13 protein-coding genes and 1 pseudogene are annotated in these 12,675 nt (G+C 58.6%); 7 read left to right on the plus strand and 7 right to left on the minus strand.

From position 1 onward, the window contains the following. Positions 1-33: 33 nt before the first annotated feature. Positions 34-591, plus strand: coding sequence for an L-threonylcarbamoyladenylate synthase (locus tag V0R60_RS04420; protein ID WP_136473846.1), 558 nt, complete (start codon positions 34-36; stop codon positions 589-591). A gap of 63 nt (positions 592-654) precedes the next feature. Here the strand turns inward: V0R60_RS04420 and V0R60_RS04425 are convergent. Further along, positions 655-1,631 (minus strand): annotated as a pseudogene (locus tag V0R60_RS04425) (NADPH:quinone reductase). A 130-nt stretch (positions 1,632-1,761) separates the two neighbouring features. Here V0R60_RS04425 and hemF point away from each other — a divergent pair. Next, positions 1,762-2,688, plus strand: a complete 927-nt coding sequence (gene hemF / locus V0R60_RS04430; RefSeq protein ID WP_136473848.1) for an oxygen-dependent coproporphyrinogen oxidase — start codon at positions 1,762-1,764, stop codon at positions 2,686-2,688. Between the two features lie 54 nt (positions 2,689-2,742). Then, complete coding sequence (gene aroE, locus V0R60_RS04435; protein WP_136473849.1) at positions 2,743-3,567, plus strand: shikimate dehydrogenase; 825 nt, start codon at positions 2,743-2,745, stop codon at positions 3,565-3,567. A gap of 1,012 nt (positions 3,568-4,579) precedes the next feature. On the opposite strand, the gene V0R60_RS04440 is transcribed toward aroE, so the two are convergent. Next, complete coding sequence (locus tag V0R60_RS04440; RefSeq protein ID WP_330078784.1) at positions 4,580-6,151, minus strand: SulP family inorganic anion transporter; 1,572 nt, start codon at positions 6,149-6,151, stop codon at positions 4,580-4,582. A 96-nt stretch (positions 6,152-6,247) separates the two neighbouring features. Then, positions 6,248-6,865 carry an NAD(P)-dependent oxidoreductase gene (locus V0R60_RS04445; RefSeq protein WP_136473851.1) on the minus strand — a complete coding sequence of 206 codons (618 nt, stop codon included), beginning with the start codon at positions 6,863-6,865 and terminating at the stop codon, positions 6,248-6,250. A gap of 77 nt (positions 6,866-6,942) precedes the next feature. Between V0R60_RS04445 and V0R60_RS04450 the strand changes: the two genes are divergently transcribed. Next, entirely contained in the window at positions 6,943-7,272 is a 330-nt protein-coding gene (locus tag V0R60_RS04450) for a DOPA 4,5-dioxygenase family protein (RefSeq protein ID WP_136473852.1), read from the plus strand. Between the two features lie 88 nt (positions 7,273-7,360). On the opposite strand, the gene trpA is transcribed toward V0R60_RS04450, so the two are convergent. Continuing rightward, positions 7,361-8,173, minus strand: coding sequence for a tryptophan synthase subunit alpha (gene trpA, locus V0R60_RS04455; RefSeq protein ID WP_136473853.1), 813 nt, complete (start codon positions 8,171-8,173; stop codon positions 7,361-7,363). Next, the gene (gene trpB, locus V0R60_RS04460) at positions 8,170-9,387 is read right to left on the minus strand and encodes a tryptophan synthase subunit beta (protein WP_136473854.1); all 1,218 of its coding nucleotides are present in this window, start codon (positions 9,385-9,387) and stop codon (positions 8,170-8,172) included. The genes trpA and trpB overlap by 4 nt, the downstream gene beginning before the upstream one ends. A gap of 109 nt (positions 9,388-9,496) precedes the next feature. Here trpB and V0R60_RS04465 point away from each other — a divergent pair, with 109 nt between their 5' ends. Then, complete coding sequence (locus tag V0R60_RS04465) at positions 9,497-10,393, plus strand: LysR family transcriptional regulator (RefSeq protein ID WP_168198420.1); 897 nt, start codon at positions 9,497-9,499, stop codon at positions 10,391-10,393. Here the strand turns inward: V0R60_RS04465 and V0R60_RS04470 are convergent. After that, complete coding sequence (locus V0R60_RS04470; protein ID WP_330078783.1) at positions 10,390-10,716, minus strand: DUF883 family protein; 327 nt, start codon at positions 10,714-10,716, stop codon at positions 10,390-10,392. The genes V0R60_RS04465 and V0R60_RS04470 overlap by 4 nt on opposite strands. A 153-nt stretch (positions 10,717-10,869) precedes the next feature. On the opposite strand from V0R60_RS04470, the gene V0R60_RS04475 reads away from it, so the two are divergent. Then, positions 10,870-11,085, plus strand: a complete 216-nt coding sequence (locus V0R60_RS04475) for a dodecin (protein WP_136473856.1) — start codon at positions 10,870-10,872, stop codon at positions 11,083-11,085. Positions 11,086-11,191: 106 nt separating this feature from the next. Then, on the plus strand, positions 11,192-11,416 hold the full coding sequence (locus V0R60_RS04480; protein WP_136473857.1) for a DUF1161 domain-containing protein: 225 nt from the start codon (positions 11,192-11,194) through the stop codon (positions 11,414-11,416). A 108-nt stretch (positions 11,417-11,524) separates the two neighbouring features. On the opposite strand, the gene V0R60_RS04485 is transcribed toward V0R60_RS04480, so the two are convergent. Continuing rightward, a complete protein-coding gene (locus tag V0R60_RS04485) occupies positions 11,525-12,529 on the minus strand; it encodes an LLM class flavin-dependent oxidoreductase (RefSeq protein ID WP_330078782.1) in 1,005 nt (334 codons plus the stop codon). Positions 12,530-12,675 lie beyond the last annotated feature (146 nt).

Raw genomic sequence — 12,675 nt, forward strand, 5'->3', positions numbered from 1 at the left:
ACTGCGAGTCAGCCTTAATGCGGAGTGATAGCAATGGTGAGCAGTTGGCGTGTGCAACAAGCCGCGCGTGAGATTCGGGCCGGTGCGGTGATTGCCTACCCAACCGAGGCAGTGTGGGGCCTGGGCTGTGATCCGTGGAACGAGGAAGCGGTCGATCGCTTGCTGGCGATCAAATCGCGCTCGGTCGATAAAGGGGTGATTCTGGTCGCTGACAATATTCGTCAGTTCGACTTTTTGTTCGAAGATTTTCCCGAGATCTGGCTTGACCGTATGGGCAGTACCTGGCCTGGTCCCAACACCTGGCTGGTGCCACACCAGAACATGTTGCCGCAGTGGATTACCGGCGTGCATGACACCGTGGCCTTGCGGGTTAGCGATCATCCGGTTGTGCGTGAGCTGTGTTCGCTGGTCGGGCCTTTGGTCTCGACCTCGGCCAACCCTCAGGGCCGTCCTGCGGCTAAGTCAAGGTTGCGTGTGGAGCAATACTTCCGAGGGCAACTGGACCTGGTGTTGGGCGGCGCATTGGGTGGCCGGCGCAATCCGAGCGTGATCCGGGATCTGGTGACCGGCGATCTGGTCCGGGCGGGATAAATCATCACGGGGCAAGCTTATTCCCACAGTCTGGCTGTAGGCGTAGGTTTGCCCCGCGAAGAGTTACGGCAGCAGCACCGTTGACCCCACTGTGCGCCGCGCCGACAGTTCGGTCTGGGCCTTGGCTGCTTCGCTCAGCGCATAGCGCTGCTGAATATCCACCGTCAGCTTGCCGCTGGCGATCATTGCGAACAGGTCATCGGCCATCGCTTGGGTGTTTTCGGCATTGTTGGCATAGCTTGCCAAGGTCGGCCGGGTGACATACAGCGAACCCTTTTGCGCCAGGATACCCAGGTTGACCCCACTGACAGCGCCTGAGGCATTACCGAAGCTGACCATCAGTCCGCGCGGCGCCAGGCAGTCCAACGAGGTCAGCCAGGTATCCTGGCCAACACCGTCATAAACCACCGGGCACTTCTTGCCATCGGTCAGTTCCAGCACCCGTTGCGCTACATCTTCGCGGCTGTAATCGATGGTTGCCCAGGCTCCAGTGCTTTTGCGCGCTCGGCCTTCTGCGCGGAGCTGACCGTGCCGATCAATTTGGCGCCCAGGGCCTTGGCCCATTGGCAAGCCAGTGAGCCGACGCCCCCCGCAGCGGCGTGGAACAGAAGGATGTCGCCAGGCTGCACGGCATAGGTCTGCTTGAGCAGGTATTGCACGGTCAGGCCTTTGAGCATGACGGCCGCGGCCTGCTCGAAGCTGATGTTGTCCGGCAGCTTGACCAGATTGGCTTCAGGCAGCACATGTATCTCGCTGTAGGCGCCCAGCGGCCCTCCGGCGTAAGCCACCCGGTCGCCGACTTTGAGCCGGGTGACCTGTTCACCAATGGCCTCGACTACCCCGGCGCCTTCTGTACCCAAGCCTGAGGGCAAGGCCGGTGGTGCGTACAAGCCACTGCGAAAATAGGTGTCGATAAAATTCAGGCCAACGGCCTGGTTGCGCACGCGAACCTGCTGTGGACCGGGGGTGGCAGGTTCGAAGTCGACTAGTTCCAGGACCTCCGGGCCCCCATGCTGGCTGAACTGGATACGCTTGGCCATCTGCACTCTCCTGTCGAGTCTGGAAAACCCCTATCGGACGCCTTTGCATGACCGCCGTCAACTGCGGCCACCCTGTCGCCGGTGGTATGCTACGCGCCGAATTTGCTCATGCCCGCTTCCAGGTGACCTGATGACTAGCCGCACCGAGGCCGTGAAAGCCTACCTGCTCGACTTGCAAGACCGTATTTGTGCCGCCCTCGAAACCGAGGACGGTGGCGCCCGCTTTGTCGAAGACGCCTGGACGCGCGAAGCAGGTGGCGGTGGACGAACCCGTGTAATAGGTGACGGAACGGTTATTGAAAAAGGCGGGGTCAATTTCTCCCACGTCTTTGGTAGCGGTTTGCCGCCTTCGGCCAGTGCCCACCGACCAGAATTGGCCGGTCGGGGGTTTGAAGCACTGGGCGTGTCGTTGGTTATCCACCCGCACAATCCGCATGTGCCAACCTCTCACGCCAACGTGCGTTTCTTCATCGCCGAAAAGGAAGGTGAAGAAGCAGTCTGGTGGTTTGGTGGTGGCTTCGATCTGACCCCTTATTACGCCAACGAAGAAGACTGCCTGCACTGGCATCAGGTGGCCGAGCGCGCCTGTGCGCCCTTTGGTGCTGATGTCTACCCGCGTTACAAGGCGTGGTGCGACCGTTACTTCCACCTCAAGCATCGCGGCGAGCCTCGTGGTATTGGCGGCCTGTTCTTTGACGACCTGAACGAATGGGACTTCGATACCTGTTTCGCTTTCATGCGCGCGATTGGCGATGCCTACGTAGAGGCCTACCTGCCGATCATCCAGCGTCGCAAGGCTATGGCCTATACCGCTGAGCAACGTCAGTTCCAGGAGTTTCGCCGCGGTCGCTACGTTGAATTCAACCTGGTTTACGACCGAGGCACGCTGTTTGGCCTGCAATCGGGTGGTCGCACCGAATCAATCCTGATGTCACTGCCACCCCAAGTGCGTTGGGGGTACGATTGGAAACCTGCGCCAGGCAGTGAAGAAGCTCGCCTGACCGAGTATTTCCTGCAGGACCGCGACTGGATTGGTGAGGCTCGATCCAAGCGCTGAGACCCTGTGGATAACTTTGCCGGCAGCTCCGGCCCCCAATCAGGAAGCGCGTGAATGGACCAGTACGTTGTATTCGGTAACCCGATAGGCCACAGCAAGTCGCCGCTGATTCACCGCCTGTTTGCCGACCAGACTGGCCAGCAGCTGGAGTACAGCACCTTGCTGGCACCTCTGGACGATTTCAGCATGTGCGCTCAGGGTTTCTTTAAACAGGGGCTGGGGGCCAACGTCACGGTTCCATTCAAGGAAGAGGCTTATCGCCTGGTCGATAGCCTTACGCCACGAGCACGGCGCGCTGGCGCTGTGAACACCTTGAGCAAACTGGCCGATGGCACCCTGCAGGGTGACAACACCGATGGCGCCGGCCTGGTTCGTGACCTGACCGTCAATGCTGGCGTGCAGCTAACCGGCAAGCGCATCCTCCTGCTTGGTGCTGGCGGTGCCGTGCGCGGTGTATTGGAACCATTGCTGGCGCATAACCCGGCTTCTCTGGTTATCGCCAACCGCACCGTGGAAAAGGCCGAACAACTGGCCCGTGAATTCGCTGACTTGGGGCCGGTGGCCGCCAGTGGTTTCAGTTGGCTGCAAGAGCCGGTGGACCTGATCATCAATGCTACCTCCGCCAGCCTTGCGGGCGAGTTGCCACCCATTTCCGCGAGTCTGATCGAGCCGGGCCGAACGGTTTGCTACGACATGATGTACGGCAAAGAGCCAACGCCGTTTTGCCGCTGGGCAAGCGAACACAAGGCCGCCAAGGTATTGGACGGGTTGGGTATGCTTGCCGAGCAGGCTGGCGAAGCCTTCTTCATCTGGCGCGGCGTGCGTCCGGATACGGCTCCTGTACTGGACGAACTGCGTCGTCAACTGGCTCGCGGTTGACGCACGAGTCTCGGGGGGAAATCCGTTCCCTCCAGTGCGCGTGACTCGCCCGAAGATTGCCCTGCGATAGTTTCACTCCTTGAAGCGGATTGGGCACAGCGCTGCCCTTTCCAACTTGTGTAATTCCTCGATCATCTATTGATGCGCTCGATACAGCGTCTGGCTGCCGCCTGCCTGACGCAGGCGGCGATCTTCTTACTTGGCCGGGTCTTTATCGATTTTCTGAATTTAAGGCCGACATATGTTGTATAGAGTTTCGGACGCGCCCCCATTGGCTCTATGTTTTCAGAAGATGGTCCAGATGTACAAAGTAAGTGATGCCCAAAGAGCAATAGTTACCATTTGTTTCGTAGTTTGGGGATGTAAATTTTTAATCCGGCAACGGTGAGGATAACAAACAAAATTCCGCTTGTAGTCCAGTATGGCGATTCTTCTAATGGGAGAAATACTGTTACGCACCACATAATAACCAATGTGTAGAACATTGAGCAGGCGGTTATAGTCAGCCCCATACTTATTAAATATCTAAGTGTGTACATTTCTGCAGAGCCCTCGGGCGTAAGCCATAATGTAAGCTCGCCAATCATGCGAATGCGCGTCCAAACTGTTTGGCATGGCGAGGGTTACCATATATTGCGTAGCCGGGGGATGTAAAATTTCAAGCTGGCAACGGTGATGATAACAAACAAGATGCCGCTTATAATCCAGTAAGACGTCTCTTCCAATGGGAGGAATTTTGTTACTACCAGCATAATAAGCATTGTGTAAAACATGGAGCAGGCGATAAGAGTTAGTCCCAAGCTTACTAAATAGCGTAACGTGTACATTCCCTATGCCATCTCCTATCTATAAGCTCACTATTTAATATAGCCGGCATTGCTGAGGTAATTGCAGCCCCTGAAACAAGAGTTCGCGATTTACAACCAGAGGAGTCTAGAGTTTCGCACAAAGACATTCGCCGAGTATCCGAAATGCCCATTTCAGGAAAAATCGGACATGCCCCGTCGCAATTTCACTCAGCGAACTGAATGGGACAATTTGCTGCCCCTTCCAGCTTGTGCAACTCCTCGATTACCTGTGGGCGGGCTCGATGTAGCGTCAGGCTGCCACCTGCCCGGCGCAGTCGGTGGGCTTCACGGTGCAGCATGTCGACGCCCGAATAGTCGATAAAGTTTATCTGTCGAGCATCGATTACCACGTCGGGGCCCTGGCAGCGCTGCAGGCGTACTTGCAGATAGTGGCTGGCGCCGAAGAAGATCGACCCGCCGACCCGCAGCACGTCGGCGTTACCTTCGCGCGACTGCTGGACCCGTGGTCGCGAGGTACGTTTGAGGTAGAAGAACAGCGAGGCCAGAACCCCTGCGTAAATGGCAGTCTGCAGTTCCAGTAACAAGGTTGCGGCGGCGGTCAGGGCCATGACTAGAAACTCCGCACGACTCACCCGGAACAGCGCCCGCATGGCTCGATGATCAACTAGCCCCCAGCAGATCAGAAGAATGCTGCCCGCCATGGCCGGAATCGGAATGTGCGCAATCAACCCGGCGCCGGCTACGGCGAACAAGGCTACCCACAAAGCTGAGAACACCCCGGCCAGTGGCGACCGGGCGCCAGACTCGTAGCTCAGCCCGGAACGGGTGAAGGAGCCTGATGACAGATAACCGGAGAAAAAGCTGCCCACCATATTCGACAAACCTTGGGCGCGGACTTCCTGATTGGCGTCGATCATTTGTTCCGAACGCGATGACAATGAGCGTGCGATTGACAGGCTGGTGACCAGCCCGAGCATACCCACGGCTACTGCGCTAGGCAGTAGACGCAGGATCAACTCAAGGTCCAGTAGCGGTAGAGGGCTCAATGGCGGTAGTTGGCCGATGAAACCGGGCACCAATTGCACCCGGCCAAACACAACAGGCAATAGCCAAGCCAGCAGACTGGCAATGCTCAACGTGATCAACAGGCCGGGCCAACGCGGTCGCAGGAGCTTGAGGGCAATGCCGAGTGCCAGCGTACCAAGTCCCAGAACCAGCGAAGGCCAGTCAACGTCACCTGCGTGTTCCACCAGGCTCTCAACGGTTTTCAGGGCTGTCGCCTGGCTGGGTAGGTCCATTCCCATCAGGTTTGGCAATTGACCCAGTGCGATGACTACTGCAGCACCGAGGGTGAACCCCAGCACCACTGAGTGAGAGACGAAATTTACCAGGGCGCCAAAGCGCAGCAGTCCCAGTAACCACTGGAACACGCCGGCCATAAACGTCAGCAACAGGATGAGGGTGATGTAATCGTCGCTTCCACTGACAGCCAAAGGGCTGATACTGGTGTAGAGCACGATGGAAATGGCGGCTGTCGGCCCACAGATCAGATGCCAGGATGACCCCCAAAGGCAGGCAATCAGCACCGGGACTATCGCTGCGTAAAGGCCATATTCCGCGGGCAGGCCGGCGATCAGGGCATAGGCGATCGATTGCGGCAGAGCCAATATCGCGCCGCTCAGGCCTACCAGCAGATCACGGCGCACACTCCCCCGCGTCTGCCGGGGTAGCCAGCTGAGAAATGGCAGTAGGGAGTGGCGATCAGGCCAGGGCATGAACAAGCTCTATCGCAAACAATGGCTGTTCAGGGTGCGATGGAATGACGTGTGCGCGCAAGTTAAAGCGGGCTCATCAACCTCATTAACGTTAAATCAGAATACAAAGTTCAGATGCTCGCCCTGATGCAGATTCAGCTCCAGGGTATCGACCATGGCAGCGGCAATCCTGGCCAACTGCTGCAACGGCTCGGCGAGGCCTGGTTCCAGCGTGCCTTGCGTCTTGCGAAAGTGTTCAATGCTCAGCCCGGCGATCTCTTGCGGGGCGTTGACCAGCGTCCATTGCAGGTGGCTGCGTTGTAACAGGTCGACGATCTGTTCGGCGCAGGTTCGCTGCTGTTCACTGTGCCCCTCACTGTGATCGAGTACGCTGAAATCGCCGACTAGGAGCAAGCGTCGTATAGTCGTGCGGGAGAGGCTGGCGATCAGTGCCTGGCTCATGCGAAGCTGCGTGGCAAAGTCATCGGGGGCCAATGCTGGCAACAGGCAGACCACTGCCGAACCACCGGCGACGCTTTGCTCCGCTTGGTCAGTGGTATTCAGGCCTCCGATTTTGAAGTGCAGTCCGGGTCGTGGTGCGCGAGCGTTCAGTTCATCGACCACCGCGATGACTTCGTGCTGGCGCTTGAGCAGCTCGGCTATCAAGGCGCTGCCCAGGCTGCTCAGACCGCCTAGGATGACCAGTTTGAATACTGGGGTTTCGGCATTTTTCACCAGATCATTCCTTTCGTTGCGAATGATCATTGGACCCTGAGTCTCGCGCCAGGGTTCGCATAAATTCAGGAGCATGTGTGCAAAGGATCAAGGGTTATCACGCCCATATCTATTACGACGCCAGCACAATGGAGCAGGCTCGGCAGCTATGTGAAGAAGCGTCCCGGCTGTTCGGCGTGAGTATGGGGCGCATGCATCAGAAGCCCGTAGGACCGCATCCGGACTGGAGTTGCCAACTGGCGTTCGGACCGGAAGTGGTGGGGGTGGTGTTGCCTTGGCTGGCGCTGTATCGGAAGGGGCTGGTGGTGTTTCTGCACCCGTTGACGGGGGATGACTTGGCGGATCACCGTGATCATGCGATCTGGATGGGGGCGGTGCGGCCCTTGGATCTGTCTATTTTTGCGTAGAGACTGCGGTAGCTTCGCGGGGCCAGCCCGCACCCATAGGCAGCAACCTGTGGGTGCGGGCTGGCCCCGCGTTTAGATCGCTACGCAATCACGCCTTGCGCGCACCCCGCACACCCTGGGCCAGCGCTGAGCACAGCTCAAGCACATCACCCACGGCCTGCTCGGCATTCGCTGCCTTGGCAATTTTGTCGACCAGCGCCGACCCCACCACCACGCCATCTGAAAGCTTGGCAATGGCCGCCGCCTGCTCGGGGGTACGGATACCAAAGCCGACGCTGATGGGCAGATCGGTATGCCGGCGAAGTCGCGCGATCGCATCGCTGACCTGTTCGCTGGTGGCCGAGCCGGCACCCGTAACACCTGCCACTGAGACGTAGTAGACGAAGCCGGAACTGCGCTCCAGTACGCGTGGTAGGCGCGCGTCATCGGTAGTTGGGGTGGTCAGGCGGATAAAGTCGATGCCGGCAGCCTGCGCCGGGGTTGCCAGTTCGGCGTCATGCTCAGGCGGCAGGTCGACAATGATCAGGCCGTCGACACCTGCGTCCTTGGCCTGGGCCACGAACGCTTCTACGCCGAAGCGGTGAATCGGGTTGTAGTAGCCCATCAGCACAATCGGCGTGGTCTGATTATCGACCCGGAACTCGCGAACCATCTGCAAGGTTTTCGCCAGGGTCTGGCCAGCATCCAGGGCACGCAGGGTTGCCAGTTGGATGGAGACGCCGTCGGCCATTGGATCGGTGAATGGCATGCCCAGTTCGATCACATCGGCGCCGGCAGCTGGCAGGCCTTTGAGAATTGCCAGGGAGGCGTCGTAGCCAGGGTCGCCCGCAGTGATGAAGGTGACCAGTGCAGCACGGCCCTCGTTTTTCAGTTCGGCGAAGCGTTGTTCTATACGGCTCATGCCTGTTTCTCCTGGGCAGCCATATGGCTCATCACGGTTTGCATATCTTTGTCACCACGCCCGGACAGGCAAACTACCATCAGGTGATCCTTGGGCAGGGTCGGGGCGCGTTTGATTGCTTCGGCCAGGGCGTGGGAGGTTTCCAGCGCTGGAATAATGCCTTCCAGGCGGCAGGTGGTATGGAACGCGGCCAAGGCTTCTTCGTCGTTGATGCTGACGTACTCGACTCGTTTCACTTCGTGCAGATAAGCGTGCTCCGGGCCGATCCCCGGGTAGTCCAGGCCTGCGGAAATCGAGTGGGCATCGGTGATCTGTCCGTCGGCGTCCTGCAGCAGGTAAGTACGGTTACCGTGCAGTACGCCTGGAATGCCACCGGTGAGGCTGGCCGCATGCTTGTCGGTGTCTACGCCATGACCGCCGGCTTCAACACCGATGATTTGTACGCTGGCGTCGTCGAGAAAATCATGGAACAGGCCCATGGCGTTTGAGCCGCCGCCAACACAGGCGATCAAGCTATCGGGCAGGCGTCCTTCTTTGGCCTGCAACTGTTCACGGGTCTCCTTGCCAATGATCGACTGGAAGTCGCGGACCATTGCCGGATAAGGGTGTGGGCCGGCAACGGTACCGATCAGGTAGAAGGTGTCATCAACGTTGGTGACCCAGTCGCGCAGTGCCTCGTTCATGGCATCCTTGAGGGTGCCGGTACCGGAGGTCACAGGAACGATTTCCGCGCCCAGCAGCTTCATGCGAAAAACGTTGGCCTGTTGGCGCTCGATGTCGGTGGCGCCCATGTAGATCACGCAAGGCAAGCCAAATCGTGCGGCCACGGTCGCTGTAGCGACACCATGCATGCCAGCACCGGTTTCGGCGATCAGGCGCTTTTTGCCCATGCGCTTGGCCAGCAGAACTTGGCCGATGCAGTTGTTTACCTTGTGCGCGCCGGTATGGTTGAGTTCTTCGCGTTTGAAGAAGATCTTCGCGCCACCGCAGTGTTCGGTCAGGCGTTCGGCGAAGTACAGCGGGTTGGGACGACCGATGTAATCGCGCTGAAAGTACGCCAGCTGTTCCAGAAACTCGGGGTCGGCCTTGGCCGCTTCGTATTCGCGGGCAAGGTCGAGCACCAGCGGCATCAGCGTTTCAGCCACGTAGCGGCCACCGAAAGCGCCAAACAGGCCATTTGCATCGGGGCCGGCGCGGAAGTTGGTCTGGGTCATGTGTCGCTCCAGGGCGTAGTGGAAACTGGGAATGGCTTTACTGTACCCACGACATGCGCTGCTGAAAACCGATAAGATTGCTTCAACATGTCAGGAAAACTCACACGTTATGCGCCAGGATCTGCCTCCTCTCAATGCCCTCAGGGCATTTGAAGCCACTGCCCGGCTCAATAGCGTTAGTCTGGCGGCCGAACAACTGCACGTAACTCATGGCGCCGTAAGCCGGCAGATCAAAGTGCTGGAGGAGCACCTGGGCGTCAGTCTGTTCGTTAAAGATGGACGTGGCATTAAACTCACAGATGCGGGGCTGCGCTTACGGGACGCAAGTTTTGATGCTTTTGATCGCTTGCGCAGCGTCTGTGGCGAGCTGAGCCAACGTGGTACGGACGCTCCTTTTGTCCTCGGGTGCTCAGGGAGTTTGCTGGCTCGCTGGTTCATTCCGCGCCTGGGCCGACTCAAGGCTGATTTGCCGGAGTTGCGACTGCATTTGTCTGCCGGTGAAGGCGATCTTGATCCGCGTCGCCCGGGCCTGGATGCCTTGCTGGTTTTTGCAGAACCACCATGGCCTGCGGACATGCAGGTGCATGTGCTGGCGCAGGAGCGCATCGGCCCTGTGCTGAGTCCGCATTACGCAGGGTTTGCCCGCCTGCAGCAGGCGTCTGTCCAGGCGTTGCTCGATGAGCGATTGTTACAGACCACCTCAAGACCCCAGGCCTGGCCCAGTTGGGCGGAGCAACAGGGTATCAACCGCGACGCGTTGCAGTACGGGCAGGATTTCGAGCATTTGTATTATTTACTGGAGGCAGCGGTCGCCGGCCTGGGCGTTGCTATTGCGCCGCAACCGCTGGTAGCCGATGACTTGCGCGCCGGTCGTCTGGCGGCGCCCTGGGGCTTTTGCCAGACCCAGGCAGTCTTGGCATTGTGGATACCTCGACGCGCCGCGGACGGGCGCGCCGAGCAATTAGCCGGTTGGCTTCGAGCGGAGCTGGAACGCCAGGCTGATTAGTTGGAGCGTTTGCACATCAGGTAGGCCGCGAGCAGACCTAGAGCACCTAATGCCACGCCTGCTGTGGTCCACGGGTGCTCCTGGGCGTAATCGCGGGTGGCCAGTCCAGTTTCGCGGGTCTTGGTTTTCACTTCTTCGTAGGTATCGCTGAGCAGGCTGCGCGAATGGCGGAGGGCACTCTCGGCATTGCCTTTGAGCGTCTTGAGGGTTTTGCGGGACTCATCCGAGGCGTCGTCCTTGAGACTTTCCAGTGCCTTGAGCAGGCTTTCTATCTCCGCTTCCATGCTTTGCAGCGACGCTTTACGCAGCGAGTGGTTGGCCATGGTGACTCTCCTTTCAGGTGTGAGTGAGCTGTTTGCTTCCGACTTCGTCAGCTCAAGAAAGTGCAGTCCGACTTTCCTCCGTTTCTGTGCCTTTCGGGTAAAACAGCCGGTCGCTGCTAGGCTCAAAGCTCACATTCGAAAAGGAGACTGATTATGTCGGATCATCACACTTACAAGAAAATTGAACTTGTCGGCTCATCGCCCACCAGCATAGAAGACGCGATCAATAATGCCTTGGCTGAAGCGGGCAAAAGCATCAAGCATCTTGAGTGGTTCGAAGTGGTCGACACCCGCGGTCATATCAAGGACAACAAGGCAGCGCACTTTCAGGTCACGCTGAAAGTCGGATTCCGTATCGTCAATAGCTGAAATCGTGGCACTGGCTTGTACGGGTCAATTGAGTTACACAGTCTAGAGGCGCCTGGACGGGTTCCGGCGCCATCCTCCACTTTGATCTGAACAAGGAAAGCGATCGATGAAGAAGTTGGTAGTGGCCGCAGGTTTGATGATGCTGGCAGGCACCGCCCTTGCAGCGGGCAAGCCGTGCGAAGAACTGAAGAGCGAAATAGCCGCCAAAATTGACGCAAAAGGTGTCAGCGGCTATTCGCTTGAGATAGTCGACAAGGGTGCAGCGTCTGACGGCAAGGTCGTAGGGACCTGCGAAGGTGGCACCAAGGAAATCGTTTACAAGCGTGGTTGATAGGCAGCCATTGAGCCTGCCAAGACTTCATCGCTGGCAACGCCAGCTCCCGCAGATTCGCTGTTACCGCAATCTGTGCAGGAGCCAGCCTTGCTGGCGATGAGGCAATCAGCTACCGCTCATGACCTGTGCCAATAGCTCATAGGACCGAATACGGTCGGTATGTTCATACAGGTCACAGGTGAAAATCAGTTCGTCTGCCTGAGTCTGTTCCAGCAGAACATCGAGCTTGGCCCGAATCTTCTCCGGCCCGCCCACCATCGCCAATCCCAGGAAATCCCCCACCGCCTCTCGTTCGTGGGGCAACCACAGGCCATCCATGCTTTCTACAGGTGGTCGCTGGACCAGGCTTTGGCCCCGCATCAGGGCAAGAATTCGCTGATATACCGAGGTTGCCAGGTAGTTGGCGTGCTCATCGGTGTCGGCGGCTACCAGCGGCACACCGAGCATCACGTAGGGCTTGTCGAGTACTGCTGATGGCGTGAAGTGGTTTCGATAGATGCGGATGGCTTCGTGCATGTAGCGCGGCGCGAAGTGTGAGGCAAAGGCATATGGCAGGCCGCGCATACCGGCCAGTTGCGCGCTGAACAGGCTGGACCCCAATAGCCAGATCGGCACTTCGGTGCCGTAACCAGGCACCGCGATGACCTTTTGCTCCGGTGTGCGCGGGCCTAGGTAACGCACCAATTCTTCGACGTCATCGGGAAAGTCGTCGGGGCTGCCGGAGCGTTCGCGACGCAGGGCTCGGGCGGTCATCTGGTCGGAACCCGGTGCACGTCCCAGTCCCAGATCTATTCGACCCGGATAGAGGCTTTCCAGGGTGCCGAATTGTTCGGCAATTACCAGCGGCGCATGGTTGGGCAGCATCACCCCGCCGGCACCGACGCGGATGGTCGAAGTGCCGCCGGCAAGGTAGCCAAGCAGTACCGAAGTCGCCGAGCTGGCAATGCCATCCATGTTGTGGTGCTCAGCGACCCAGAAGCGGTTGTAGCCGAATTTTTCCACATGTTGTGCCAGGTCCAGCGAGTTGCGCAGCGATTGCGCCGGGCTGCCGTCGGCACGAACTGGTACCAGGTCGAGGGTGGAGAATTTGATATCCGCAAGTCGCTTCATGGGCTGGTCAGCCTCCTGGGCAGTCATTTGTCCGGCATAAAACCGGAGCCTTCTCAACTCTGTATGGGCACATCCTGAGGATTCAAGGCTTGGGTGCAATCAAGCTGAACTTGCCCGGGCACCCACGCTCTGAATCTTAGGCTGCG

This window comes from Pseudomonas auratipiscis (assembly GCF_036324085.1).
GTDB lineage: Bacteria > Pseudomonadota > Gammaproteobacteria > Pseudomonadales > Pseudomonadaceae > Aquipseudomonas > Aquipseudomonas auratipiscis.

What these genes read in the sequence shown, in the direction of transcription:
- V0R60_RS04420 (WP_136473846.1), top strand. Translation starts at nt 34, where the DNA reads ATGGTGAGCAGTTGGCGTGTGCAACAAGCCGCGCGTGAGATTCGGGCC.
- hemF (WP_136473848.1), top strand. Translation starts at nt 1,762, where the DNA reads ATGACTAGCCGCACCGAGGCCGTGAAAGCCTACCTGCTCGACTTGCAA.
- aroE (WP_136473849.1), top strand. Translation starts at nt 2,743, where the DNA reads ATGGACCAGTACGTTGTATTCGGTAACCCGATAGGCCACAGCAAGTCG.
- V0R60_RS04440 (WP_330078784.1), bottom strand. Translation starts at nt 6,151, where the DNA reads ATGCCCTGGCCTGATCGCCACTCCCTACTGCCATTTCTCAGCTGGCTA.
- trpA (WP_136473853.1), bottom strand. Translation starts at nt 8,173, where the DNA reads ATGAGCCGTATAGAACAACGCTTCGCCGAACTGAAAAACGAGGGCCGT.
- trpB (WP_136473854.1), bottom strand. Translation starts at nt 9,387, where the DNA reads ATGACCCAGACCAACTTCCGCGCCGGCCCCGATGCAAATGGCCTGTTT.
- V0R60_RS04465 (WP_168198420.1), top strand. Translation starts at nt 9,497, where the DNA reads ATGCGCCAGGATCTGCCTCCTCTCAATGCCCTCAGGGCATTTGAAGCC.
- V0R60_RS04470 (WP_330078783.1), bottom strand. Translation starts at nt 10,716, where the DNA reads ATGGCCAACCACTCGCTGCGTAAAGCGTCGCTGCAAAGCATGGAAGCG.
- V0R60_RS04475 (WP_136473856.1), top strand. Translation starts at nt 10,870, where the DNA reads ATGTCGGATCATCACACTTACAAGAAAATTGAACTTGTCGGCTCATCG.
- V0R60_RS04480 (WP_136473857.1), top strand. Translation starts at nt 11,192, where the DNA reads ATGAAGAAGTTGGTAGTGGCCGCAGGTTTGATGATGCTGGCAGGCACC.
- V0R60_RS04485 (WP_330078782.1), bottom strand. Translation starts at nt 12,529, where the DNA reads ATGAAGCGACTTGCGGATATCAAATTCTCCACCCTCGACCTGGTACCA.